General features: G+C 66.8%; 28 protein-coding genes. 17 read left to right on the top strand and 11 right to left on the bottom strand.

Features of this window, described 5'->3' with window-relative positions; genetic code table 11:
- Positions 1-210: 210 nt before the first annotated feature.
- The 4 genes from NP4_RS19870 (at position 211) to NP4_RS19855 (ending at position 3,226) form a co-directional block, all read left to right on the top strand.
- Entirely contained in the window at positions 211-1,284 is a 1,074-nt protein-coding gene (locus NP4_RS19870; protein ID WP_067999804.1) for a hypothetical protein, read from the top strand.
- A 24-nt stretch (positions 1,285-1,308) separates the two neighbouring features.
- Complete coding sequence (locus NP4_RS19865) at positions 1,309-2,268, top strand: NAD(P)H-dependent flavin oxidoreductase (protein ID WP_067999802.1); 960 nt, start codon at positions 1,309-1,311, stop codon at positions 2,266-2,268.
- A 72-nt stretch (positions 2,269-2,340) separates the two neighbouring features.
- Positions 2,341-2,766, top strand: coding sequence for an SRPBCC family protein (locus NP4_RS19860; protein WP_082876021.1), 426 nt, complete (start codon positions 2,341-2,343; stop codon positions 2,764-2,766).
- Entirely contained in the window at positions 2,759-3,226 is a 468-nt protein-coding gene (locus NP4_RS19855; RefSeq protein WP_067999799.1) for a MarR family winged helix-turn-helix transcriptional regulator, read from the top strand. The genes NP4_RS19860 and NP4_RS19855 overlap by 8 nt, the downstream gene beginning before the upstream one ends.
- A gap of 149 nt (positions 3,227-3,375) precedes the next feature.
- Here the strand turns inward: NP4_RS19855 and NP4_RS19850 are convergent, their stop codons facing one another.
- From NP4_RS19850 to NP4_RS19840, 3 genes are read right to left on the bottom strand one after another with little or no spacing between them, the layout of a single operon-like run.
- Positions 3,376-3,867: an SLOG cluster 4 domain-containing protein gene (locus NP4_RS19850; protein WP_211335850.1), complete on the bottom strand. Its 492-nt coding sequence runs from the start codon at positions 3,865-3,867 to the stop codon at positions 3,376-3,378.
- Positions 3,864-4,322 (bottom strand): SRPBCC family protein, encoded by a 459-nt coding sequence (locus NP4_RS19845; RefSeq protein WP_067999797.1) that lies wholly within the window; start codon positions 4,320-4,322, stop codon positions 3,864-3,866. The genes NP4_RS19850 and NP4_RS19845 overlap by 4 nt, the downstream gene beginning before the upstream one ends.
- 4 nt (positions 4,323-4,326) lie before the next feature.
- A complete protein-coding gene (locus NP4_RS19840) occupies positions 4,327-4,665 on the bottom strand; it encodes an ArsR/SmtB family transcription factor (protein ID WP_062509463.1) in 339 nt (112 codons plus the stop codon).
- Between the two features lie 605 nt (positions 4,666-5,270).
- Here NP4_RS19840 and NP4_RS19835 point away from each other — a divergent pair.
- Genes NP4_RS19835 through NP4_RS19825 form a run of 3 tightly spaced genes read left to right on the top strand, consistent with a single transcriptional unit; the run spans position 5,271 to position 8,458 of the window.
- The gene (locus NP4_RS19835; RefSeq protein ID WP_245997693.1) at positions 5,271-5,903 is read left to right on the top strand and encodes a TetR/AcrR family transcriptional regulator; all 633 of its coding nucleotides are present in this window, start codon (positions 5,271-5,273) and stop codon (positions 5,901-5,903) included.
- 34 nt (positions 5,904-5,937) lie between these two features.
- Entirely contained in the window at positions 5,938-7,587 is a 1,650-nt protein-coding gene (locus tag NP4_RS19830; RefSeq protein WP_067999793.1) for an NAD-binding protein, read from the top strand.
- Between the two features lie 10 nt (positions 7,588-7,597).
- Complete coding sequence (locus NP4_RS19825) at positions 7,598-8,458, top strand: alpha/beta hydrolase family protein (protein ID WP_067999869.1); 861 nt, start codon at positions 7,598-7,600, stop codon at positions 8,456-8,458.
- On the opposite strand, the gene NP4_RS19820 is transcribed toward NP4_RS19825, so the two are convergent.
- Positions 8,455-10,500, bottom strand: a complete 2,046-nt coding sequence (locus NP4_RS19820; RefSeq protein ID WP_174556156.1) for a prolyl oligopeptidase family serine peptidase — start codon at positions 10,498-10,500, stop codon at positions 8,455-8,457. The two genes, NP4_RS19825 and NP4_RS19820, sit on opposite strands and share 4 nt — an antisense overlap.
- A gap of 34 nt (positions 10,501-10,534) precedes the next feature.
- Here NP4_RS19820 and lpdA point away from each other — a divergent pair, with 34 nt between their 5' ends.
- From lpdA to NP4_RS19805, 3 genes are all read left to right on the top strand, one after another.
- Positions 10,535-11,938, top strand: coding sequence for a dihydrolipoyl dehydrogenase (lpdA, locus tag NP4_RS19815; protein ID WP_067999791.1), 1,404 nt, complete (start codon positions 10,535-10,537; stop codon positions 11,936-11,938).
- Between the two features lie 201 nt (positions 11,939-12,139).
- Positions 12,140-13,867 carry a hypothetical protein gene (locus tag NP4_RS19810; RefSeq protein ID WP_067999789.1) on the top strand — a complete coding sequence of 576 codons (1,728 nt, stop codon included), beginning with the start codon at positions 12,140-12,142 and terminating at the stop codon, positions 13,865-13,867.
- An 8-nt stretch (positions 13,868-13,875) separates the two neighbouring features.
- Positions 13,876-14,769, top strand: a complete 894-nt coding sequence (locus NP4_RS19805) for a hypothetical protein (protein ID WP_067999786.1) — start codon at positions 13,876-13,878, stop codon at positions 14,767-14,769.
- 17 nt (positions 14,770-14,786) lie between these two features.
- Here NP4_RS19805 and NP4_RS19800 read toward each other — a convergent pair whose 3' ends face one another.
- Positions 14,787-15,182: a winged helix-turn-helix transcriptional regulator gene (locus NP4_RS19800; protein ID WP_067999784.1), complete on the bottom strand. Its 396-nt coding sequence runs from the start codon at positions 15,180-15,182 to the stop codon at positions 14,787-14,789.
- A gap of 108 nt (positions 15,183-15,290) precedes the next feature.
- Here NP4_RS19800 and NP4_RS19795 point away from each other — a divergent pair, with 108 nt between their 5' ends.
- Positions 15,291-16,145, top strand: a complete 855-nt coding sequence (locus tag NP4_RS19795; protein WP_067999783.1) for an SDR family oxidoreductase — start codon at positions 15,291-15,293, stop codon at positions 16,143-16,145.
- An 87-nt stretch (positions 16,146-16,232) separates the two neighbouring features.
- On the opposite strand, the gene NP4_RS19790 is transcribed toward NP4_RS19795, so the two are convergent.
- Complete coding sequence (locus NP4_RS19790) at positions 16,233-16,622, bottom strand: VOC family protein (protein WP_067999781.1); 390 nt, start codon at positions 16,620-16,622, stop codon at positions 16,233-16,235.
- Positions 16,623-16,752: 130 nt separating this feature from the next.
- Here NP4_RS19790 and NP4_RS19785 point away from each other — a divergent pair, with 130 nt between their 5' ends.
- On the top strand, positions 16,753-17,511 hold the full coding sequence (locus tag NP4_RS19785; RefSeq protein WP_245997697.1) for a TetR/AcrR family transcriptional regulator: 759 nt from the start codon (positions 16,753-16,755) through the stop codon (positions 17,509-17,511).
- Between the two features lie 7 nt (positions 17,512-17,518).
- On the opposite strand, the gene NP4_RS19780 is transcribed toward NP4_RS19785, so the two are convergent.
- The 3 genes from NP4_RS19780 to ramB form a co-directional block, all read right to left on the bottom strand.
- Entirely contained in the window at positions 17,519-18,391 is an 873-nt protein-coding gene (locus tag NP4_RS19780; RefSeq protein ID WP_067999779.1) for an LLM class flavin-dependent oxidoreductase, read from the bottom strand.
- A gap of 83 nt (positions 18,392-18,474) precedes the next feature.
- Entirely contained in the window at positions 18,475-19,014 is a 540-nt protein-coding gene (locus tag NP4_RS19775; RefSeq protein WP_067999777.1) for a carboxymuconolactone decarboxylase family protein, read from the bottom strand.
- A gap of 38 nt (positions 19,015-19,052) precedes the next feature.
- A complete protein-coding gene (ramB, locus tag NP4_RS19770) occupies positions 19,053-20,462 on the bottom strand; it encodes an acetate metabolism transcriptional regulator RamB (protein WP_067999774.1) in 1,410 nt (469 codons plus the stop codon).
- A gap of 93 nt (positions 20,463-20,555) precedes the next feature.
- Between ramB and NP4_RS19765 the strand changes: the two genes are divergently transcribed.
- On the top strand, positions 20,556-22,139 hold the full coding sequence (locus NP4_RS19765) for an ATP-dependent DNA ligase (RefSeq protein WP_067999772.1): 1,584 nt from the start codon (positions 20,556-20,558) through the stop codon (positions 22,137-22,139).
- Between the two features lie 14 nt (positions 22,140-22,153).
- Entirely contained in the window at positions 22,154-22,345 is a 192-nt protein-coding gene (locus NP4_RS19760) for a hypothetical protein (protein ID WP_067999770.1), read from the top strand.
- 311 nt (positions 22,346-22,656) lie between these two features.
- On the opposite strand, the gene NP4_RS19755 is transcribed toward NP4_RS19760, so the two are convergent.
- Both NP4_RS19755 and NP4_RS19750 read right to left on the bottom strand, forming a co-directional pair.
- Positions 22,657-23,094, bottom strand: coding sequence for a DUF4254 domain-containing protein (locus tag NP4_RS19755; RefSeq protein WP_114755613.1), 438 nt, complete (start codon positions 23,092-23,094; stop codon positions 22,657-22,659).
- A gap of 49 nt (positions 23,095-23,143) precedes the next feature.
- On the bottom strand, positions 23,144-23,680 hold the full coding sequence (locus NP4_RS19750) for a MarR family winged helix-turn-helix transcriptional regulator (protein ID WP_067999766.1): 537 nt from the start codon (positions 23,678-23,680) through the stop codon (positions 23,144-23,146).
- A gap of 96 nt (positions 23,681-23,776) precedes the next feature.
- Here NP4_RS19750 and NP4_RS19745 point away from each other — a divergent pair, with 96 nt between their 5' ends.
- From NP4_RS19745 to NP4_RS19735, 3 genes are read left to right on the top strand one after another with little or no spacing between them, the layout of a single operon-like run.
- Entirely contained in the window at positions 23,777-24,502 is a 726-nt protein-coding gene (locus NP4_RS19745) for an SDR family NAD(P)-dependent oxidoreductase (RefSeq protein ID WP_067999765.1), read from the top strand.
- Positions 24,503-24,553: 51 nt separating this feature from the next.
- The gene (locus NP4_RS19740; protein ID WP_067999763.1) at positions 24,554-24,826 is read left to right on the top strand and encodes a type II toxin-antitoxin system Phd/YefM family antitoxin; all 273 of its coding nucleotides are present in this window, start codon (positions 24,554-24,556) and stop codon (positions 24,824-24,826) included.
- On the top strand, positions 24,823-25,086 hold the full coding sequence (locus tag NP4_RS19735; protein WP_082876019.1) for a type II toxin-antitoxin system RelE family toxin: 264 nt from the start codon (positions 24,823-24,825) through the stop codon (positions 25,084-25,086). The genes NP4_RS19740 and NP4_RS19735 overlap by 4 nt, the downstream gene beginning before the upstream one ends.
- Positions 25,087-25,107: the final 21 nt, after the last annotated feature.

Here is a 25,107-nt window from a genome sequence, read left to right as displayed (position 1 = left end):
ATTCGCGAAGGCCCCGACCGTTTGGTCGGGGCCTTCCGCGTATCCGAACCATATTCGCCGAATCCTGCTGTGCCATTTGCACAATCGACAATCCGCGGACCACCGCCGCTCATCCGATCGATGCCCGCCGTTGGCTTTGCGCCCGCAATCCCGTTCCGTTCCGCTCGGTAATGTCGCGGCCCTGATCTTGGTCGAGGATAGGGATGCGGTATGTGGACTCGAATTCTTCGCATCGGCCTGCCGATGCTTTTGCTGGGACTCGTCTTGGGAACACCGCCCGCACAGGCGACGCCCGGGCAGCTGCCGACGCAAATCTCCGGCGGCGCATGGCAATCCGGTCACGTCCAGGGCATCGCCCTCGACGAGCAGAAGGGCGTCATGTATTTCTCCTTCACCGATCTTCTGGTGAAGACCGATCTGCAGGGCAGGGTTCTCGGCACGGTCGAAGGCTTCACCGGACATCTCGGTGATCTGGCCTTCAACCCGCAGGACGGCCGGGTGTACGGATCCCTCGAATACGCCGACGCCAATGCGTTCTATATCGCGGTGATCGACGGCGATCGCATCACCGAGCGCGATATGGATGCCGTGTCCTCCGGACTGGTCAAATCCGTTTACCTGCGCGAGGTCGTCGCCGATTACACCGCACCCGGGCATCGCTACGGGTGCAGCGGAATCGACGGCGTGGCCTTCGGCCCCACTTTCGGGGCCCGAGACGGCGCACCGAAACTCACCGTCGCCTACGGCATCTACTCCGACCTCGACCGCGACGACAACGACTACCAGATCCTGCTGCAGTACGACATCGCCGACTGGCGCGCCTATGAACGCCCGCTAAACCAGAACGCCCCGCACACCAGCGGCCCGGCCGCCCCCGCGGGCAAATACTTCGTCTACACCGGCAACACCACCTACGGCGTGCAGAACCTCGAGTACGACCCGCACACCGCCAACTGGTTCCTGGCGGTCTATCCCGGCAAGAAGCCGGAGTTCCCCAACTACCCGTTCTTCATGATCGAGGCGAGCGCTCAGCCGCAGCGACAGGATCTGCAGGGCCAACCGCGGCCGGAGCAGGGTCTCGTCCTCCCGCTCGCTCCGGGCGGACTGGAAGACGAAAACACCGGCACCCGCGGCTGGAAATTCGAGGCCCCATACGGACTCGTGGCCCTGGGCGACGGCCGGTATTACGTCGTGACGAAGGGGACGAGCGGTAAGAAGCAGACCGGCACCGCGCATCTGTACCGCTGGACCGGCTCGACTCCCACACCCTTCACGAAGGTCTAGCCGAACCGTGCCAAGCTCGTAGGCATGGCTCTGCGGACTTCGTTCACGAATCTCATGTCCATCGCGCATCCGATCGCCTCGGCGCCGATGGGTGGCGAGGCGGGCGGCGCCCTCGCGGCCGCGGTCTCCAACGGGGGCGGGCTCGGCCTGATCGGCGCCGGTCGCGGCGATCGCGACTGGTTGACCCGGGAGGCGGGCATCGCCCGGAAGTCCACCGCGAACCCGTGGGGCATCGGCTTTCTGGTCTGGGCCATCGATCCCGACGCGGTGGCCTTCGCCCTGGAGTTCCAGCCCGCGGCGATCGTGCTGTCCTTCGGTGATCCGCAACCGTTCGCGCGGCGGGTGCACGATTCCGAGGCCGAACTGATCCTGCAGGTGACCGATCTGGATGAGGCCCGCCGCGCGGTCGACGTCGGCGCGGACATCATCGTCGCGCAGGGCAGTGACGCGGGTGGGCACTGCGGTGAACACGGCTTGGGCACAATGTCTTTCGTCACCGCAGTGGTCGACCTGGCCGGGTCGACTCCGGTGCTGGCCGCGGGCGGGATCGGCGACGGGCGCGGTCTGGCCGCGGCGCTGACCCTCGGCGCGGCCGGTGCGCTCATCGGCACCCGCTTCCAGGCGACCCCCGAGGCGCTGGTTTCGGCGGAAATCGTCAAGGCGCTGCTCGATGCCGACGGTGAGGACACCGAAGTCAACCGCACCCTCGATATCGCGCGCGGTTCCGCCTGGCCGCATCGCTATCCCGCTCGTACGCTGCGCAACGAGGTCCTCGAGCGCTGGCGCGACCGCGACGACGAACTGCGTTCGGATACAGCGACTCTGGCGGAGTACATCGACGCGGCCGCACGCGGCGATCTGAGTGTCGCACCCGTATGGGCCGGTCAGGGCGTCGGCCTGGTCACCTCCGTCGATTCCGCGGAGGACATCGTCAGGCGGATCGTCGACGAGGCCGAACAGGCCCTCGACCGCATCACGCGATAGTCCGAATCGGGCCCTCTTGATTGTTGCTGCGGCAACAGTATATTGTTGCTGTAGCAACAACCTGGAGATCTCATGATGTACTCGTTCACCGAAGAGGCCGTGATCACCGGCGATATCGACCAGATCTGGACGGTGGCCACCGATGTGGCGCGCTGGGCCGACTGGGATCCGCACGAGGAGAAGTCGCGGATCGAGGGCCCGTTCGCGCCGGGTACCAAGGGCTGGGTGAAGCCGAAGGGCGCCCCCGCCGGGCCATTCCGGATCGTCGCGGTGGAGCCGAAGCGATCGTGGACCAGTGAGGCCGGGATCCCGTTCGGAAAGCTGCGCGGACATCGCACCTACGAACCGCTCGGAGACGGAGCCGTGCGCGTCGCGGAAACGGTCGAGGTGCACGGTCCGTTCGGCCCGCTGTTCCACTGGATCTGGGAGAAGGCCATGCGTGCCGATATGCCGCACACCTTCGCCGCACTCGAGGCGGAAGTCGCGCGCCGTGCCTGAGCGCCCGCACGCCACCCCACAGGGCCCATTGCAGAGCCCGGGCTTCTGGCTGCATCACGCCGCTCTGGAATGGCGAGCCACCCTCGAACGCAACCTGCAGCCACTCGGCCTGACCCCCACCCAGTTCAACCTGCTGGCCTCCACCGGATGGCTTGCGCGCCAAGGCAACCCACCCACCCAACAGCAGGCCGCCGATATGTCCGGCACCGACCGCACCATGGCCTCCCGAGTGATCCGCACTCTGGAAGACCGAAATCTCCTGCGCCGCAACCCCGACCCGGTAGACGCCCGCACCTATCGCCTCGAACTGACCACCGCCGGAAAAGAACTGGCCAAGCGCGGAATCCAGATCGCGGTCGACACAGACACCGAACTGTTCGGCACCCACGGCCCCCTCCTCCGAGACCACCTGCGCCCCATCGCCGCCCACCGCTTCCCACCCGACCGCCTACCGGAGTAACACGACAACCGCCCCCCACGAATCACCAGCCAATCGCCCCCAGCCTTCGCACGCAGCCGAACCACCCGCATGGGTTGCCGCCACCGCGTCGCTGCCGACCGGAATTCGCGATGGCCGCACCGTTCGCAACGGCGGCTCGGTCGGCAGTCTCAGGTCCGATGTCCTCGGGCTCGGCCGAGAGCGTAGGCCACTGCCTCGGCGGGGTCGGCCGCGGTGGTGATCGGAATGGGTTGGCCGTGGGTGTCGGCTATGGACCAACCGCCCAGTGAGACAATGGGAATGCCGCCCCGGCGGTGGGCGAGGGCGAGTTCCGACAGCGTCCCCCACGATCCGCCGATCACGATGACCGCGTCGGCGGATTCGATCAGGATCGCGTTTCGGGCCTCGCCCATATTCGTGTACAACACGGCGGACAATCGTGGACAGGTTGCGGAGCGGTCGGTGTCGGGGCGTATGCCGATCACCAGACCGCCGGCGTCGCTGGCTCCTTCGGCCACGGCCGTCATGACGCCGGTGCCGCCACCGCAGAGCACCGTTGCCTCGGCTTCGGCAAGGAGTCGGCCGATTTCGCGGGCGCGGGCGGCCTCGGTGGGGTCGCAGTCGCGGGGACCGCAGACCGCGACCTGATACGGCATGGTCATCGGCTGGTGGCCGCGCCTTCGAGTTCCTGTGCGAGGGCGGACAATTGATCGGCGGTGCCCTGTTCGCGCCAGGCGGGCTGTTCATGGCCGTCCAGATAGACGCCGTGTTCGGTGACCACCAGGTGTGTACCGCTCTCGGTGGCAACGAATTCCACCGCGGTGAGCGAGACGGTGGCGACCGTCTCGCCCCAGTACATCGTGGAGGTGTAGACCAGTCGCTCGTCGGGGACGAGTTCCTGATAGAGCGTCTCGAAGCTCAGCTCGACCCCGTCGTGGACGCCCTTGGCGGTCTCCCGGCCGCCGACGCGGAAGTCCAGTTCGTGCCGGGCGCTACCGCCCGCGAACCAGCGGGCCTTGGTCGCCGGATCCGACCAGGCGGCGAAAACCGCTGCGGGCGTGGCCGGATAGTCGCGCTCGAGGGTGAAGGTGGCGTGGGTGACATTGCGATCGGACATGGCTCTACTCCTCGTGATCGGTCTGTTCGGCGAGGATCTCGCCGAGTGCGTCCAGGCGGTGCTCCCATCGGGTGCGCCGCGCGCCCAACCATCGTTCGGCGGGCCGCAGCGCCTCGGGCACCAACTGGCAGGTGCGTACTCTCCCAACCTTTTCCGACCGCACCAGCCCGGCATCCTGCAGTACCTGCAGATGTTGAACCACCGCCGCCAATGACATCGGCAGCGGCTCCGCCAGCGAGCTCACACTCGCCGGACCCGCACTCAGCCGCTCGATCAGCTGCCGCCGAGTCGGATCGGCGAGTGCGCGGAAGACCTGGTCGAGGTCCTCGAATTGGTTAAGCACCTACTTAAGTGTAGGGACTCGACTCCAATAGTCAAGCCGTGGCTTAACTATTGGCCGCGCGCGAACGGTTCACCCCGATGGATAACGTAATATGTTGCCGCACAAAGCGTTTCGTTATCACGCAGGCGATCCGGCCCCTCGCGGGGTGTGCTCGGCGAACTATTCGCTATTTCGGCCGTATCGGCCGTCCGAGCCCGAGTCGCGCGCCATCCGCCCTGCCCGGCCCTGTCCGAAATGTCACAAAGGATTCGCCGCTTCGCCCCCGAGTTTCGCCGTCGTACCGGCCGTCCCGTCGTATTTCCTGGTCCGGTCATATGTCCGTCTTGCCGTAAGAAGTCGAATCAACTGCGATTATCGGATCGAAATCTCACAGCGCTGAGAACTTCCAAATAATAGCTAAAAAAATCCTCCAAAAACTCTTCCCTTGAACAGTTCCATCGACTATCGTCCGATTCGGCAAATCGCCAGTGACCTGCGGGTGCAGTTTCTCACCCGTATACGCGGTCAGGGAGACAACTTCCGGCTAACGCAAGGAAAGTCGGAGGTACAACCGATGAGCCCGATCTATGACGAGGGGATCGGGCCCTTCGGTAAAGTCTCGCGCAATGTCACAGGAAACGAACGCGGGCAGGATGTACGCCGGGCAGCCCGTAGAAGACCGGCAACGGCAGCGACGTGCGCGTTTTCTGGAGTCCGGATTGACGGTTTTCAGCCGAGACGGCTATGCCAACAGCTCGGTCGGAGCCATCTGTAAAGATGCCGGACTCTCCTCACGGCAGTTCTACGAGGAGTTCACCGGGCGCGAATCGCTGCTGCTCGAGCTCTACGAACATATCGACCGGGAATCCCGGGAGGCGGTATCGGCCGCGCTGGCCGATACCTCGGAACACCGTGCGGTCGAAGCCATCGACGCGGCCGTGCGGGCCTATGTCGAAGCCATCGGCCGCGATCCACGCAAGGCGCGCGTCGCGCTCGTGGAGGTGGTCGGCGCGGGACCGAAGGTCGAGAAGTTTCGCCTGGAGTTGCGCCGGGCCTGGGGATCACTGCTGGCCAGCGCCGCGGAAGACGCTGCGTTACAAGGAGAGATCCCACCCGGTGACTACGAGATGCGATCGGTCGCGATCATCGGCGCGGTCAACTACGTGGTCGACGCGTGGAGCGGTTCGGAGCCGCGCCGGCCGCTCGACGAGATCATCCGCGTGCTACGTCGCGTGATCATCGGCGCCGTCAGCGCGTAGCTGTCGGGTCCGATTCGCTCTAGCATCGACTGCTATGCACGTCCACGAGGGGGGCGGGACGGCCCCGAGTTTTGTTGTCTGCGGGGACAATCCGCTGGTATATCAGCTGGCGCTGCAGTTGGTGACGCGGTTCACGGATGCGGCCGTGACGGTGGTGCTGCCCAATCGCGACGGTGGGTTCGTACCGCAGCTGGAGCGGTTGGAGCGCGTGCGGATCCAGTGCGCCGATCGGCTGGACGAGGAGACGCTGCGCCGGGCCGGGGTCGCGTCCGCCCGTGCGCTGGTGCTGGTGGATCAGGCCGATGTGGAGAATTTCCACGCCGCGCTGCGCGCACACGAGCTCAATGCGCGCATCCGGCTGGTGATTCGGATGTTCAATACCGGCTTGGGTTTTCGCATTCGCAGCCTGTTCGCCGACTGTGTGGTGCTGTCGATCTCGGAGATCGCCGCGCCGTCGTTCATCGCGGCGGCGCTCGGTGAGAAGACCCTGGACTACCTGCGACTGGGCGAGCGGACGCTGTATGTCACCGGCCCGTCGGACGCGCCGGCCGGGAAGGTGGTGTGCGGCCTGAGCGAACGGTCCGGAGCCATCCGCTTGGTACCGCCCGGCCAGGGCGGCGACCGGGCCCTGGCGCTGGCCGATCGGGTGCTGAATCTGCCGAATCGGCGCGATCATTGGGTACGCGTGGCCCGGTATCTGATGCGCAACAACCTCGTTCGCCTGACGCTGGTGCTGCTCACCCTGATCACCATCGGCTGCGCGCTGATGGTGGTGGTCGGAAACGCCTGGAGCGACGCGATCTACGAGACGCTGCTCGACGCCGCCGGCGCCGCGCAGCCCGAGCACGCGCGCTCAGGCGCCTTCAAGGTGTTGCAGGTCGGCGTCGTATTCACCGGTCTGGCACTGACTCCGGTGGTTACGGCCATGGTGGTGGGCGGGGTGCTGCGCGCACAGCTGTCCGAACAGATCGGCCCCGATCCCGCGGGTTTCAGCGATCATGTCGTGGTCGCCGGACTCGGCAATGTCGGCTCCCGCGTCATGGAGCAGCTGTGCGATCTCGGGGTGCGCGTGGTCGGACTTGACTACGACGAGAACGCCCGCGGTATCGCGCTGGCTCGCACGCTCGGGGTTCCGGTGGTGATCGGCCAGGCCACCTGGGAGGACTCCCTACAGGCGGTGGGTGTTTCGCGCGCCCGCGCGCTGGTGCTGTTGACCAGCAGCGACGCGGTCAATCTGGAGGCGGCGCTGCTCGGCCAGTCCTATCGCGACGATCTGCGGGTGGTGCTGCGCCTGTCCGATGACGATCTGGCCGAGCGCGTGCAGAAGAGTCTCGGAAAGGCCGTGGTGCGCAGTGTGTTCCAGCTCGCGGCCGATGGGTTCGCCGCCGCCGCGGCCGAGCGCCGGGTGATCGCGACACTGTCGGTCAACGGCGACACATTGATGATCGCCGAGATCCCGGTCGAGACGGATTCGGAACTCGCGGGAATGGCGCTCGGCGCGGCCGACGTATCCGAACACACCCGCGTCATCGCCCTGCAGCGCGCGGTCGGCGGGGAGGTGGAATGGCAGCCCGATCCGGAAACCCGGTTGGCCGCGGGCAATCAGCTCGTGGTGGTCTCGACCTCGGTGGGCCTGGAGGAGCTGCTGACCCGCAGCGTGGGCTCCGGGGGTGATACCCAGTAGCGTGCCGGATATGGAGACTGTTCCGATTCAGGTGCCCGACGGCAGCACCGTGCCGGTGCGGTTGATTCCGGCGCGCGGTCCGCATCGCCATCCGATCACCCCGGACGCGCCGCGCGCGGTGGTCGTGATCATTCCCGGACTGGGGGTGCCGGGGGCCTATTACGAGATGTTCGCCGATCATCTGGCCCGGCGCGGCTTCGACGCGGCGATCGGCGAGCTGCGCGGCAACGGGGACAGTCGGCCCAAGCCCAGTCCGGCCAGCGCCTACGGATATCAGGAACTGGTCTCGGTGGACTTCCCGGCGATCTTCGAGGTGGTGCGCGAGCGCTTCCCGGACAGTACGCCGATTCTGCTGGGGCACAGCATGGGTGGACAGCTGGGCGTGATGTACGCCTCGCGGATCCGGGGGCGGCTCGGCGGGCTGATCCTGGTCGCCTCGGGTACGCCCTACTTCCGCGGTTACAACGGTCTGGCACGCTCGGCATTTCTGCTCGGCCCGGCGGCGGTCTCGCTGACCGCGAACCTCGCGGGCTTTTGGCCCGGCGACCGCATCACCGCCGGCGGCTTCGGGCGGCAGTCGAAGGTCTTGATCTCCGATTGGGCGCGCCTGGCCCGCACCGGCCGTTTCGAACCGGCCGGTGCGGACATCGACTACGAGGAACGTATCGGCCGGTTGAAACTGCCGGTGCTGTCGATCACCATCGCGGGCGACGATCTGGCCCCGCGCGGCTCGGCCGACCACCTGCTGGCGAAGCTGCCCAAGGCCCGCGTGAGTACCTGGCATCAGCCGGAGGCGTTGGGGCACAACGGCTGGATCACCGATCCGGTCACCACCGTCGACCGGATCGAGCGGTGGATTCGTGATCGCTAACTTTCCATCAGCAGCTGGGTGAAGAACTCGTAGATCAGCGCCGCCTGGAACGCCAGCTGCTTGTTGTCCGCCGCGCCGCCGTGGCCGCCCTCGATGTTCTCGTGGTACCAGACAGTGTGACCCTCCTCCTCGAGGAGGGCGGCCATCTTGCGCGCGTGTCCGGGATGGACGCGATCGTCGCGGGTGGAGGTGGTCAGCAGGATCGGCGGATAGGTCGCATCGGCCCGGGTGTTCTGATACGGCGAGTATTTCGCGATGTACTCCCACTCCTCGGGCTTGTCCGGATCGCCGTATTCGGCCATCCACGACGCACCGGCCAGCAGCAGGTGATAGCGCTTCATATCCAGTAGCGGCACCTGACACACGATGGCGCCGAACAACTCCGGATACCGGGTGAGCATCACGCCCATGAGCAGTCCGCCGTTACTGCCGCCGACCGCGCCCAGCTGCGGCGCGGTGGTGATGCCGCGATCCACCAGATCGCGGGCGATGGCGGCGAAATCCTCGTACACCTTGTGCCGGTTGGCCTTCTGCACCTGGGTATGCCATTCGGGGCCGTATTCGCCGCCGCCGCGGATATTGGTCATCACCCAGGTGCCCCCGCGTTCCAGCCAGCCCATTCCGGACGCGCCGCTGTAGGCGGGGGTGCGCGAGACCTCGAAACCGCCGTAACCCGACATCACCGTCGGGCCCGGTGTGCCTCGGCGGTCGCGGCGGCGAATCACGAAGTACGGCACCATGGTTCCGTCGTCGGAGCGGGCGAAGAACTGTTCGGTCTCGATGCCCTCGGCGTCGAAGAAGCCCGGTTCCTGTTTGAGCGCTTCGGCCGAACCGCCGACCGAACTGGCCAGCAGCGTGGCGGGGGTGGTGAAACCGCTTGTGGTGAGCATGAATTCGTCGCCGCCCTCGAGCGGGTCGAGATTCATGACATTGGTGGTGGCCATGGGCGGGGTGTCGGCCAGCGGCTGGCGTGACCAGTCGGTCGGATCCACGACATAGAGCTTGGTTTGTACATCCTCGAGCGTGATCAGAATCAGATAGTTCTCGGTCCACCCGTATCCGTGCAGCGAGGTGTGCGCGTCCGGGGTGAACACCACCTCGAAATCCCTTCCGCCCGAGAGGAATTCCTCGAGATTCGTCGCCAGCAGCGCACCCGCGGGATAACTCCGCCCGCCCACCTCCCACGGCGATTTCAACCGCACCAGCAGCCAATCCTTGTACCAGGACTCGGAGGCGTCGCTGGGCACATCCAGATAGCGCAGGCTCCCATCGGCCTCGAGCAGATACACCGACTCGTTGAAGAAGTCGGTGGCCCGGCCGATGTAGTGCCGCTCGTAGCCGGGCGTGCGGTCGTAGCCCGCCGAGACCAGCACATCACCCCGCTCACCCTCGAATACCGTCTGCGCCTCGCTCAGCGGCGTTCCGCGTCGCCAGCGCTTGGCGATGCGCGCGTAGCCGGAATCGGTGAGCGAACCCGGTCCGAAATCCGTCCCGACATAGACGGTATCGGCATCGATCCAGCGGATCTGCGACTTCGCCTCGGGCAGATGGAATCCGCCGTCCTCCGGTTCGCGGAAACGCTTGGTGCTCATGTCGAATTCGCGGACCACCTTGGCATCCGCGCCGCCGCGCGACAGGCTGATCAACGCGAGCGACTGCTCGGGCCGCAGGACCGCGGCCCCGCCCCACACCCAGTTCTCGCCCTCCTCGGCCGCCAGCGCGTCGAGGTCGACCAGCACCTCCCATTCCGGCTCGGCCGCGCGGTACTGCTCGAAGGTGGTCCGCCGCCACAGTCCCTTGGGATGGGCCCCGTCGCGCCAGAAGTTGTAGAGCCACTGTCCGCGCCGGGTCGGATACGCGATCCGGGTGTCGGTATCGAGCATGCTCAGAATCCGATGCTCCAGATCGGAGAACCGGTCGGATGCGGCAAATCGCTCCACGACCACGTCATTGTGGGCGCGTGCCCAGGCCAGGGGTCGCTCCCCGGTCACCTCCTCCAGCCACAGGTACGGATCGGACCGCTGCTCCTCGATACCGCTCATGCAAGTCATTCTTACTGCGGTTAGGCTCGACTGCGTGACTTCCCACTACGATGTCGTCGTTCTCGGTGCTGGTCCCGGCGGGTATGTCGCCGCGATTCGCGCCGCACAACTCGGCCTGCGAACAGCGATCGTCGAGCAGAAATATTGGGGTGGCGTGTGCCTGAACGTCGGGTGCATTCCGTCCAAGGCGCTGCTGCGCAATGCGGAGCTGGCGCACATCTTCACCAAGGAAGCGAAGACGTTCGGTATCACCGGCGAGGCGAGCTTCGACTTCGGCGCGGCCTTCGATCGCAGCCGTAAGGTCGCCGACGGGCGCGTCAAGGGCGTGCACTTCCTGATGAAGAAGAACAAGATCGACGAGTTCGACGGGAAGGGCACCTTCACCGACGCGAATACGTTGTCGGTCGAGCTGACCAAGGGCGGTACCGAGCAGATCACGTTCGACAACGCGATCATCGCCGCGGGTACCGTGACCAAACTGCTGCCGGGCACCTCGCTGTCGCAGAACGTGGTGACCTACGAGGAGCAGATCATGACCCGCGATCTGCCGGGTTCGATCCTCATCGTGGGCGCGGGTGCGATCGGTATGGAATTCGGCTACGTGCTGAAGAACTACGGCGTCGACGTGCGCATCGTGGAGTTCCTGGATCGCGCGCTGCCCAATGAGGACGCCGATGTCTCCAAGGAGATCACCAAGGCGTACAAGAAGCTGGGGATCACGATCACGACCGGCGCCGCGGTGCAGTCCATCGAGGACAACGGCTCCAAGGTCACCGTCAGCATCAAGGACAACAAGTCCGGCAATGTCGAGACCGTCACGGTCGACAAGGTGCTGCAGGCGGTCGGTTTCGCGCCGCGGGTGGAGGGCTACGGCCTGGAGAACACCGGCGTGCAGTTGACCGATCGCGGCGCGATCGCCATCGACGACTACATGCGCACCAATGTGCCGCACATCTACGCCATCGGCGATGTCACCGCCAAGCTGCAGCTGGCCCACGTGGCCGAGGCGCAGGGCGTGGTCGCGGCCGAGACCATCGCCGGCGCGGAGACCCTGCCGCTGGGCGACTACCGGATGATGCCGCGCGCCACCTTCTGTCAGCCGCAGGTCGCCAGCTTCGGTCTCACCGAGGAGCAGGCCCGCAACGAGGGCTACGACGTGAAGGTCGCCAGCTTCCCGTTCATGGCCAATGGCAAGGCTCACGGCCTGGGTGATGCCCAGGGCTTCGTGAAGCTGATCTCCGACGGCAAGTACGGCGAACTGCTCGGCGGCCACCTCATCGGCCCCGACGTCTCCGAACTGCTGCCCGAGCTGACCCTGGCCCAGAAGTGGGATCTGACGGTCAACGAGCTGACCCGCAATGTGCATACGCATCCGACGCTGAGCGAGGCGCTGCAGGAGGCCTTCCACGGCCTGGCCGGACATATGATCAACTTCTAGTCCCGGCCGAAAGCATGCCGGGATAAGGTAACCGACTGAACGCCCCGCACTCGATACGAGTGCGGGGCGTTCGTCGTTCATTGGTTCGCTACCCCATTTCGGGCTGTCGAACTGCGTGAACACAGGTAATGCGGTACTCGCGCCGACGGCTCGGACGGCGCAGATCATGGTTGCCCGGGGGGATCTCCACGAAGGACCACCATGATCGACTATCGCGCCCACGCGGCGTTTCATCAGGATCTCCTGCAGCTGTTCCAGAATCACCAACTTCCCGGCGACGGCCACGCCCTGCAGGACCAATTGACCCAGGCCGCCCTGGATCTCCCCGATCACGCACTGCTCGGCGCATTCGTCGATCATCTGGTGTGGCACGCGAATTCGGACGGCGTCGAACTCGGCCACGTGCGGACCGCAGCCGGGTTGTGGCAGCGGGGCCGCGACCTCTACGACCGCGCCGGGGCCGCTCGCGCCGATATCGAATTCGCGCTGACGAATCCGGCCGATCCCACGGCCGTCACCCGCTTCGGCCGGGGCTTCGCGGACCTGAAGGCGATGACCACCGACCTGAAGGCCATCTCCACCGAGATCACCGGCCTGCGAACGGTTTTGGAGCTGCTGCCGCATCTGGCGACGTCGCATCCGCGCCAGCGGTCCGCGCCGATCGCGGACTGGGGGCTCGCCGATCGGTTCCTCGCCCGGGGCACCCATCTGTTCTTCCGCGAGCTGTCCGGGGGCACGCCGGAGGTGACGGCCTTCCAAACCGGTGTGCTGAGCTCCTATCTCGGCAATGTCATCGGATCCGGCTATCTGAGTTCGGTGACCGGCGGCCCGCGGCGCGCGCATCGCTTCCGCGATCGCCTCGCACGAAACAGTTTGGGCGCGTGGACCGCTCAGCAGCACCCGATTCCCGGGCTCACCGCGATGGCGGACCGGTTGAGCTTCGGCGCGGCGGCCCCGGCCGACGCCGCAGTGCCCGCGGATATCCGCCAGGCCGTCGAAACCGCCCTGGAGCGAACTTATTCCGGCCTGCCCGCCACCGCGGATCTGGATACCGGACTGCGCCGGATGATCGAACATTTGCGGCTGCTGGACACTTTCGACCTGCCGCCGCTGCCGGATCCCATGAGCCTCACGCTGCTCGACACCCTCGAGGTGAGCGATCTGGGTGCGATGGCGGGCGGCGGCGTACTCGGCCCCGCCAACTACGGCGACGATCCGCAGCCCGGCTCGAATGCCGGGAATTCCCAGCCGACCACGGCCGACAAATCCAGCAGTTCCGGTAACGACTGCGGCTGGGTGATCGCCTTCGTGATCGTGGCCCTGCTGGTCGTGGCCATCGACTGCATCGTGCAGATCATCGATCACGGCGAATGCGATCCGGCCGAGGTGCTGCCGGGCGGGCAGGACGACGAGGAGCCGGAGGGGCAGGTCGTCGTCGAGGGTCAGTTCCTCACCACGGCCGCGTCCGACGGCACCGGCGCGCATATCGTGCAGCACATCATCGATGTGCAGACCGCGCTGTGGCAGTCCTTCGCGAGCGCGCGCACCTTCCTGGCCACCATCGGTCTGATCTATCCGCCCGCCGAACAGCTCGGCTCCCCGCTGTTCGCCCAATTCCTCAGCGCCCCGGCCGATCCCGGCTGGCCGCATCGGGAGGATCCGCAGGCGCTGGCGAACTACATCTTCGCCCCGACCACCCCGCAGGAGCAGGCGACGCCGACCCGGTCTCCGGCGCCGAGCGCCGCCCGGCTGTTCGCGGCCTTCCCCGAACTGGCCGCGGAGTTGCTCGCGCGCTGGGACGCCGATCCGGTGAATCTGGATCTCGACGCCGATCGGGGGCATCGGCATCCGTGCTGGACCGTCGCCGAATCCGGCCGCATCACCGACCAACCCGTACCCGTCCGGGTGCTCGGCTACAAGGAAATCTGAGGTCCGCCATGCCTTATCAGGACGATATCCGCGACAACTACTCCACCTGGCTGGTAATCCCGTATTTCCAGGGCGATCTGGGCGTCTCGGGCGTGGATCGCCCACTGTCCCAGGTGGTTCCGCTGCCCGGTTCGGCGCAGCCGATCATGTGGCTGTGCCCGAGCATCCGGGTCAACGGCGGGCCGCTGCGCACCTATCGGCCGGGGGAGCCGACGACGGTCACGGTGACGGTGGCCGATTACGGCGGCGGCACCAGCCTCGCTCCGGTCACCGTCACGCTCTGGTGGAGCGATCCGAATGCGGCCTTCTCCCAACTGCACGCCTTCGGCCAGGCCACGACATATGTCGCGTCCAAGGGCGGTTCGGCCACCGTGACGATCGTCGGCACGATCCCGATCGCCGGACATGCCTGTCTGCTCGCCGCGGTCAGCGCCCCGAACGATCGAATTCCGCAGGGCACGGGCGTCGCGCCCGGCGTCGAACGGCATTGGGCCCAGCTGAATCTGGACTCGGTGGCGACCGATCCGCAGGGCCGTGCCCGCAGCCGGGTACGGGTCGGCAATCTCGGCCGGGACATCCGCTCCTATCACATCAGCGCACGTCGCCCCGACCGAGAAACCGCCGCGCAGCTCAGCCGGGATCTGAATATCGATATCGGCTCGCACATTCCGGCGAACTGGTCGCTGATCGATCCGGAGGGCGGCCGCGGCGACGGCGACGCCCCGCTGCGGGTGGTACTCGAACCGGGTGCGTCCAAGGAGCTGCTGCTCGAGGTCGAGCTGAGCGAACCGCCGGGACGCGGCAGCGCAACGGTTTTCGAGGTCGTCCAGCACAGTGCGGCCGATCCCGATTTCGATGTGCACGGCGCGCTGGGTGTGGTGGTCACCGGGCCCGAAGGCTGAGCGGTGGACCCGGTCGCCTAGTCGCGGTGGTAGGCGGCCTGGGCCTCGACGATCGAGCCGATATTGGTCTCGAGCGTGACGATCAGCGCCTCGAGGTGCTCGGCGACCTGTGCGCCCAGTTCGGTGAGGGTGTATTCGACGCGCGGGGGGATGGCCTGGACGACCTCGCGGTGGATCATGCCGTCGCGCTCGAGGGTCTGCAGGGTCTGGGAGAGCATGCGCTCGCTGACCCCGTCGACGCGGCGGCGCAGGGCGCTGAAGCGGTAGGGACCCTCGCGCAGCGCGACCAGGGCCAGCGTGCCCCAACGGCTCGCGACATTCTGCAGAACCGGCCGCGACGTGCAGTTCTTGGCGAATACGTCGGCCTCCAGCGTCGGATCGGCGTTGTCGGCCGGGCTGTGCGGCGTACTCATGACTGTGATGCTACCCATCCATCTAGTAGTGCCGGAATATCCTGTACTAACTAATAGTTAGTGCTATATATTCCGTACGCACTGAACGAAAACTCATTGGAGGTAGTCATGACCGTCGCCGTCACCGGGGCCAGTGGTCAGCTGGGTCGTCTCGTCGTGGAGGCGCTGCTGCGCCGCGATGCCGGACCGGTCGTCGCGATCGTGCGCGATCCGGCGAAGGTGGCCGATCTGGCCGAGCGCGGCGTCGAGGTCCGGCAGGCGTCCTATGACGACGCCGCGGCGCTGGATCGGGCGCTGGCGGGTGTCGACCGCGTGCTGTTGATCTCCGGCAACGAGTTCGGCGCGCGCGTGGATCAGCACACCGCCGTGATCCGCGCGGCCGAGCGGGCGGGTGTGGAGCTGCTCGTCTACACCAGCATTCCGCAGGCCGACGCCAATCCGATGATTCTGGCGCAGGAGCATCGCGGGACCGAGGATGTGCTGGCGAAAGCGGCTGTGCCGCACGCGATTCTGCGCAACAGCTGGTACTGGGAGAACTATCTGGGGGCGCTGCCCACCGCGGTCGAGAGCGGTGTGCTCTACGGCTCGGCTGGTGATGGTCGGGTATCGCCCGCCGCCCGGGCCGACTACGCCGAGGCCGCCGCGGTGGTGCTCACCACCGAGGGGCACGCCGGGCAGATCTACGAACTCGGCGGCGATGAGCATCCGACCTACGCCGACCTCGCGCGGATCGCCGCCGAGGTGTCCGGAAAGCCGGTGCGGTATCAGGACCTCCCGCGCGACGACTACGCCGCCGCCCTGGAAAAGGCCGGTCTGCCGGGCGATTACGCGCGGGTGCTCGCCGACGCCGACGAGGTGATCCGCACCGGTGTACTCGATGTGACGAGTGGTCATCTGCGCAAGCTGATCGGTCGCGCCTCCACACCCGCGGCCGAGGTGTTTGGTCCGGTACTGGCCGGGTAGCACCGGGGGTGCGCCGATTCGACGCGGCGCTTCATGGGACGGGATGGACAGGCGTTCCCGGCTCCGGCCGGGAACGCCTGTGCCGTATCAGAATTCGGCGTTCACCCACTGCACCAGCTGGATCACGATGCCGTTGGGATCGCGCATCTGGAAGTAGCGCTCACCCCACTCCTCGGTCTCGATCGGCGTCTCGATCGGCACGCCCTCGCGCTGGACGCGCTCGTATTCGGCATCGATGTCGTCGACGACGAAGACCACCAGGGTGCCCTGCCCGGCATCCCCGGCGATGCGCGCGGGGGCGAAGGTGGACAGGCCGGTCCGCAGATAGATCACGTCGAGGCCCGCGTCGGGATGGGCCAGCGAGAAGAAGCCGTCGGCCGACATGCTCACCTCGAAACCGAAATGTTCGATGAGGAAGTTCGCCGAGGCCTCGGGGTCGGCGACGTTCAGGGACAGTGCGGACGCGGCGATTTTCATGGTGACCCTCCATCCTGTCGCCCCGATCGGGGCGCGATTAAATTATATACTTAGTACGGAGTACTTTGTATAGAGTTGAGCTCGTGGTCGTGATCACACCGATACGATCGTGGCGGAGGTGAGTGCGGCAGTGAGTGAACGCAGTAGCGCGGGAGATCCCGCGCGGACGCTGGAGTTGCTGTGGGGTGCGCCCGGCCGGGCGCCCACGCGCGGCCCGAAGCAGCGCAGCAGCGTCGAGGCGGTTGTGACCGCGGCGATCGAGATCGCCGATACCGAGGGGCTCGAGGCGCTGACCATGCGCGCGGTCGCCAAGAATCTGGGCTTGACGCCCATGGCGACCTACACCTATGTGCCGGGCAAGGCGGAACTGCTCGATCTCATGCTGGATTCGGTCTATCGGCAGATGCCGCGGGCCGAGCTGGGTGAAATGCCCTGGCGGGAAAGGGTTGCCACGATCGCCGAGGAGAACCGCGCGATGCTGACCCGGCATCCGTGGGTCGCCTACGTCCCGACCACCCGTCCGCCGCTGGGTCCCGGCCTGGCGGGCAAATACGATCACGAGCTGAGCGCCTTCGACGGTCTGGGCCTCGACGACGTCACGATGGACGCCGCCCTGACCTACGTCCTCGGCTTCGTCACCTCGGTGGCGCGCATCGCCATCGATACGGCCCGCGCGGCCACGGAAAGCGGCCTGTCCGACCATGAATGGTGGCAGCGCACCGCCCCGGTCCTCGAGCGCGTCTTCGACCCGTCCCGCTACCCGCTCGCCGCCCGCGTAGGCGCGGCCGCGGGCGAGGCCCACGACAGCGCCTACAACGCCGATCACGCCTGGGATTTCGGTATGCCCCGCCTACTCGACGGCCTCGCCGCCCTGATCGAACGGGACTGAGTCCTCGTCAGGGCACCAGCGGGCGCACCTTCTCCGCGACGAATCGAACGAACCCCTCCAGATCGGGCTCGTCGGCCGTCGGTTGCAGCGTGACCGAATCGGCCCCGGCCTCGACCAATCGAGCGATCGCATCGGCCACCGCCTGCGCGTCACCGGCCACGCCGAGATCGGCGGTATCGGTGGCGCCCATGGCGCGCAGATCCGTGTCGAGCCGTTCGGCCGCATCGGGACCGGTGGCGGTGGCCAGGTTGACCACGACATACGGCTTGTCGGCGTGCCCCGCGGCGGCTCGACTCGTGCCGACGAGTTCGATTGCGTGCCGGGCCTTCTCGACGCTGGTGCTCGCGGTCAGCACCACGCCGTCCGCCTTCTCGCCGACCAGGCGCAGGGTGCGCGGACCGGTCGCGGCGGACAGCAACCGCGGCGCGGCGGCGGGCGGCCAGTCCAGCGCCACCTCATCGAGCTGGATGTAGCGGCCCCGCACCGAGACCCGTTCGCCCGACAGCAGCGCGCGCAGGCCGTCGATGTATTCACCCAGCAGCGTCACCGGCGAGTCGACCCGAGCGCCCGCCTGTCCCATCCACTCCTGCACACCGTGTCCGACGCCCCAGATCGCACGCCCCGGAAACATCCGTTCCAGCGCGGCGATCTCCATGGCCGCCAGGGCGATATTGCGCAGCGGAACCGGGAACACCCCGACCCCGATGCGCACCCGCTCGGTCCAGGCCAGGGCCGTCGCGGTGGTCGCAACGCCGCCCTCGGCGAAGCAGTCCTCCCAGATCCACAACTCCTCTAGTCCGGATTGATCGGCGACACGGGCGATTTCGCGCAGCCGCTCCGGCGGATTCTGGGGACGGAAGGCAATGCCGAGAGTCGTCATATCCCATCGGTACCAGATGGGACCGACGAAAAGCACTCCTGCCGCTGAGGCCGACAGTAAGCATTCCTGCCGCTGAGCGAAGCTCAGTGGTCGTTCTGAATGCGCAGCGTGGTGATCGTGCTGGCCAGCCCCTCGTATTGATTGACCAGCAGCACGATTTCGATCAGCCGCCGCTCGTCGTAGTGCGCGGCCAGCGCCGACCAGGTCGCATCGTCGAGGTCGCGGGTCCGCACGAGCTGATCCACCGCGCTGAGCAGCGCCCGCTCTTTGTCCGACCATCCGGCCGCCTCCGGACCGAGCCGCAGCCGTTCCAGGATCTCCTGGGTGACTCCCGCCCGCTTACCGAGCCGGATGTGGTGCTGGGTCTCGTATTCGCAGCCGCGCAGATGCGCCACGCGCAGAATGACCAGCTCGGAATCGAATCGGCGCAGCCGCCCGCCCGGCATGAGCTTGCCCGAATAGTGCAGCCACCCGCGGAACAGTCCGCCGGTGCGCCCCAGCGTGCTGAACAGATGAGCGTCGGGGGTGCCCGCGGCGCGGGAAAGCACCTGCCAGGCAACCCAGTTGATCGGTCCCAGCTCCTGCAGCCGACCCGGCGCGATACGCGGCTGATTCGACACCATGCCTCACGCTAACAGGGCGCGAGCTCCGCGCGCAGCGGCTATCGCAGCACGTAGGGCGATATGGAACTGCGGTGCTCGCTGATATCGAGGGATTTGCCCAGCGGCGGGAAGGCGCGCTGCGGGCAGTTCGTTCGCTCGCAGACCCGGCATCCCGCGCCGATAGGGGTGGCCGTGGGGTCGTTGAGGTCCAGCCCGTCGGCGTAGACCACCCGGCTGGCATGCCGCAGTTCACAACCCAGTCCGATGGCGAAGGTCTTGCTCGGCTCGTTGTAGCGGGTGGCGCGGCGCTCGACCGTGCGGGCGATCCACAGATATTTGCGGCCGTCGGGCATCTGCGCGATCTGGGTCATGATCCGGCCCGGATAGGCGAAGGTCTCGTAGACGTTCCACAGCGGACAGGTTCCGCCCGCGGAGGAGAAGTGGAATCCGGTGGCGGACTGGCGTTTCGACATATTGCCCGCCCGGTCCACGCGCACGAACGAGAACGGCACCCCGCGCAGCTTCGGCCGCTGCAGCGTCGAGAGGCGATGGCAGATGGTCTCGTAACTCTGGGTGAAGAACGCCGAGAGCCGCTCGATGTCGTAGCGGAAATCCTCGGCCACCTCGTGGAAGTACGAATACGGCAGCACGGTCGCGGCCGCGAAGTAGTTGGCCAGACCCAACCGCGCCAATTTACGGGTGTCCTCGGAGGCGAAATTGGCCTCCTCGACCAGTTTGTCGATCAGATCGCCGCATTCCAGATAGGCCAGTTCGGCGGCGAGTTTGAACACCCGCTGTCCGCCGGACAGATAGGGCGCGATCTCGAGCCGCCGCTCGGCCGCGTCGAACCGATGCAGCACACCGTCGCCCAGATCGATGCGCTCGACGATCTGCACGCCGTGGGCGGTGGTCAGCCGCCGCGCGATCTCGCGTTTGAGATCACCGCCGTGGAAACGCATGCGGGTCGCGAGTTCCTCTGCGGCGGTATCCAATTCGTGGATGTAGTTCTGCCGCTGATAGAAGAAGTCGCGGACCTCCTCGTGCGGGCGGGAGATCGCGCCGTATCCGCTGCCGTCGGAGAAGCGGTCCTCGGTGGCGGCGGCCAGCTGGGCGGTCGTATTGCGGTAGCGGCGGTGCATATTCACCATCGCGCGCGCCAGGCTCGGATGCGCGGAGACCATATCCGCGATCTCCTGGGCGTCGGCCTCGATGCCCAGCTCCTGGTCCATGACGACCTCCTGCAGTTCGGCGATGAGCCGGGTGTCGTCCTGCGAGGAGAAGAAGCTGGTGTCGACGCCGAAGATCTCGCTGATGCGCAGCAGTACCGGTACGGTCAGCGGGCGCACGTCGTGTTCGATCTGATTGAGGTAACTCGCCGAGATCTCCAGCTTCTTGGCGAGCGAGACCTGGCTCAGTCCTCGTTCGGTGCGCAGTTGGCGAAGCCGCGCCCCGACGTAAGTCTTGGCCATATGTCCAGTTTATGGGCGGTTTCGCAGGTTTGCCAACGGGGAATTAACAAATCTGCTGCGCGATATGTCACACCCCCGCGCTACCGTCGATCCGTGTTGCTCACCCGAGTCGTCGAGGCGTCGCAGACCGTACGGGCGACCTCCTCGCGCAAGACGAAGATCGCCACGGTCGCGGAGTTGTTGGCGCAGGCGGGTTCCGATGAGCTCGCCCAGGTCGTCGCGTGGATATCCGGTGAGTTGCCGCAGGGCCGCATCGGCACCGGCTGGCGCACCCTCACCGCCGTCGCGGTCGAACCGGCCGCCGCGCCGAGCCTGACCGTCGCGGCCGTCGACGCCGCGTTCACCGACCTGGCCGCTACCGCGGGAGCCGGTTCCGCGGCCCGCCGCCGGGAGTTGCTGGTCGCCCTGCTGGGCGCGGCCACCGCCGACGAGCACGATTTCCTGATCCGTCTGCTGACCGGTGAGCTGCGTCAGGGCGCACTGACCGCGATCGTCGCCGAGGCGGTCGCGCGGGCGGCCGAGGTGCCGGTCGAGGCCGTGCGCCGGGCCTACATGCTCTCGGGTCGATTACCGGTGACCGCCGCGGCCGCGCTGACCGGCGGCGCGGCGGCCCTGGCCGAATTCCGGCTAGAGGTGGGCCGGCCGATTCGGCCGATGCTCGCCTCGCCCGGCGCGACGCTGGACGAGGCGCTGACGGAGTTCGGTGGTGAGGTGAGTGTCGAGCACAAGATGGACGGTGCGCGAATTCAGGTACACCGCAGGGACTCCCAGGTTTGGGTGTTCACCCGCACACTGCGCGACATCACCTCCGGGGTGCCCGAGCTGGTGCAGCTGGTGCGCGAATTACCTTGCGACAGCGTCGTTCTCGACGGCGAGACCCTCGCTCTCAACGATTCCGGTCGCCCGCGCCCGTTCCAGGAGACGATGAGCCGCTTCGCCACCGATCCCACCATCGATCCGGCCCTGCGCCCGCCCGCGGCCACCTCCACGCGGGACCTGCTGCTGCATCCCTACTTCTTCGACTGCCTGCATCTGGACGGTGTCGATCTGCTCGACGCGTCACTGACCGAGCGTCGCGAGGCGCTCATCAAGGTCGCGGGCGAACACAGCATTCCGGCGCTCATCCGCCCCGACGCCGAGGCCGCGGCCGAATATTTCGACGGCGCGCTGGCCGCCGGGCACGAGGGTCTGATGATCAAATCGCTGTCCGCGCCGTACGCGGCGGGCCGACGCGGGCGGGCCTGGCAGAAGATCAAACCCTCGCACACCCTCGACCTCGTGGTCCTCGGCGCGGAATGGGGCTACGGCCGCCGCACCGGATATCTGTCGAATCTGCATCTGGGCGCGCGGGATCCGGACGGGGGCGAGCCCATCATGGTCGGCAAGACCTTCAAGGGCCTCACCGATGCGCTGCTGCAGTGGCAGACCACCGAATTCCCGCGCCACGAACGCACCCGAGATCCCCAGGCGGTCTACCTGTATCCCGAACTGGTCGTGGAGGTCGCCCTCGACGGCGTACAGATCAGCCCGCGCTATCCGGGCGGGGTGGCCCTGCGCTTCGCCCGGGTGGTCCGCTACCGCCCCGACAAGGAACCCGCCGAGGCCGACACCATCGATGCCGTGCGAGCCCTGCTGCCCGCCGGAACGACCGACGCCACGCCGAGCCGAAAGTCTTGAACCGACCGACTGGTATGAGAGGCCGGCATCCCCGGAATCTGTACGACAGCTGGTGCGCCAAGGGCGCGCGGGTTCGGCTCGCGCCCTACCCCGGTGAGCATTTCATCGTGGGCGCGCTCGCGATTCCGGGGGTGGCGACCTGGGTGGGCCGGATGCTCGACGACGCCCTCGTGCCCGACGGGTGCACCACGATCGCCACGCCCTGAAGCGGGGTTGACAGAACATTCACAGATTCGTCGCGGTCCGTCTCGAGGTTGGCGGCGCACGCTCGATGGCGTCGGTTCGGCCGATACGGATCAACTGCCCTGATCCGGCCCTCCCCGGCCCGCGGCGACGCCTACCCTCGCGGCGTCGCCGTTCGGGTTTTCGGCCCCGGAAATTCAGTTACTTCTTAGCCGGAACCTGGCGAGAGTTCAGTTCGCAGGCGCACACTGGTAGACGAGGACGAAGAAGAACGAAGAACCACTTCACCGCTGCCGGCGACACATCCCCCTGCGTGTCGTCGGCAGCACCTTTTTCAGTGTTCGTATTCGTGATGTCCGTTCAGTCTCGGCAACCGGCACCGCCCCGCGCTGACCTCGGTGGCCAGATCCGCATAGGCGTTCGCCAGTTCCGTCAGCCGCCGCCAGGCATCGTCGGCGAGCCAGTCCGGGGTCGTGGTCAGGGCAAGATAGGCCAGGGCCGAGAACTGGGCCAGCCGATCGATGACAGTGCCCACCGTCTCGGTGTGCAGACGCGCGCCGCCCGGCGCGACCGGTAACTCCGTGGCGACCCATCGATCGATATCGTGCACCAGTTGCGCGCGCTGGCGATCGATATCGGCGGCGGCGCTGACGGACAGTCGGTGCTCGTGCAATTCGGCCAGGCGGCAGGCGCGGCGCAGCACGAAGTGCTCACCGGGTTCCAATCCCCGGCACGCCTGCAGCAGAAGGTCTTTCGGTGGGAGCGATGCCACGGCGGCCATATTGCACGGCGAATGTTTCTGATCGGCAACGGTCGCCGGATCAGCCCGCTTCCGGATGTCCCACCTGCGTCAATCCGTCGTTCCCGGTGCGCTGCCGGACGTCTTCGAGCAGGGTGCGCAACAGTTCGGCGAGCTGAGCGCGCTGATCGGTGTCGAGGGTCTCCAGCAGTTCCACTTCCCGTTCGAGCACCAGATCGACCGTGCGCTCGACCAATTCGTGCCCCGCCGCGGTGAGTTCCACCCAGACCGTGCGCCCGCCCGGTTCGGAGCGACGCAGCACCAGCCCGTCGCGCTCGGCGCGGGCCACGCGCTGGGAGATCGCGCCCGGGGTCACGAGGGTGCGGTGCGCGAGTTCGCGAGTGCTCAGCGTGTAGGGCGGGGAACTGCGGCGCAGCACACTGAGCAGATCCAGCGTGGCCGTATCCACCCCCGCGACCGCCAGCACCCGGCGACGATCCTCGCCGAAGATCTTGGCCAGCTGCCACAGTCGGGTCACGATGCCGATCGATTCGGTGGGCGTACCCGGACGTTCCCGCTCCCAGGCCGCCGCGATCTCATCGGCGGCGTCGGCTGCCATCGCGCACCTCCTTCGCTGTTCGCCTTGCAGTTTAGACCTAAACGACTACAGTGGGCGATGTTCGTTTAGATCTAAATCTACTGGGAGGGAATCCTGATGGCACGCACAGTCCTGGTGACCGGCGGCGGAACGGGAATCGGATACGCGATCGCCGAGCGCTTCCTCGGCGACGGCGACACCGTCTACCTCACCGGCCGCCGCGTCGAGGTTCTGGAGAAGTCCGTCGCGACCTTGGGCGAGCGGGCCCATGCGATCGCGTGCGACCACACCGACCCCGAGCAGATCTCGACCCTGGCCGCCCGCCTGCCCGATCGCCTCGACGTCCTGATCAACAATGCCGGTGGCCAAACGGGATTCGACCGCCCCGAACCCGAGGACCTCACCGCCCTCGCCGAAAGCTGGTGGTCCAATCTGAACGCCAACCTGCTCAGCGCGGTCCTCACCACCCATGCCCTCACCGACCGCCTCACCGAGGGCGCCACCGTGATCCACCTCGGTTCGATCGCCGCCGACAACGGCTCCGGCTCCTACGGCGCAGCCAAGGCCGCCCTCTCCTCCTGGAACATCGACCTGGCCCGCACCCTCGGCCCCCGCGGCATCACCTGCAATGTCGTCTCCCCGGGCTACATCGCCGACACGGAATTCTTTCGCGACAAACTCACCCCGCAGCGCCGAGAAACCTTGATCTCCAACACCTTCACCGCCCGCCCGGGCGCCCCCGAAGACATCGCCGCCACAGTCCACTTCCTCACCACCCCTGGAGCCCGCCACATCACCGCACAAACCGTCAACGTCAACGGCGGCGCTCACCCGACTCGCTGACGAGCCCCCCTCCGCCCACCCCGACGGCTCCGAATGAGTAACATGTTGACTATGAGTACACACAGCTTGCGGGAGCTACGCGCGCAGCTGGGGGCCGTCGTGCGGAGTGTGGCCGCGACCGGTGAGGAAGCCATCATCACCGACAGCGGTAGTGAGATCGCGGTCATCATCTCGATGGCCGACTACGAGCGGCTGCACGAGCATGCCGATCTGTTGGATGCCCTGCGTCTGCGCGAACTGCGCGACGAGAAGTTCAAGACCATGTCGATGGCGGAGATGCTCGAATCGCTCGGCGTCGATCCGGCCGAACTACTCGCATCGTGACCGGACGGATGCGAATCGAATTCCATCCCGAGGTCCTGAAACAACTGCAACGTCTGCCCCGCGAAGCGTTCGGCACGGCATTGCGCATGATCATCGACCTGGCCGACGATCCCCGGCCCGCCGGGGTGAAGAAGATCGTCGGCAGGCCGAACGACTGGCGAATCCGCTTCGGCCAGTACCGAATCGTCTACAGCATCGACGACAAAACAGGCACGATCACAGTGTTCGTCGTCGCCAAGCGTTCCGACGCGTACCGATGATCGCGAGTATGAACGGGGGAT

It is taken from the genome of Nocardia pseudobrasiliensis NBRC 108224 (genome assembly GCF_001613105.1).
In the GTDB taxonomy this organism is placed as follows: domain Bacteria; phylum Actinomycetota; class Actinomycetes; order Mycobacteriales; family Mycobacteriaceae; genus Nocardia; species Nocardia pseudobrasiliensis.
This window is presented reverse-complemented; position numbering and strand designations above follow the sequence as displayed.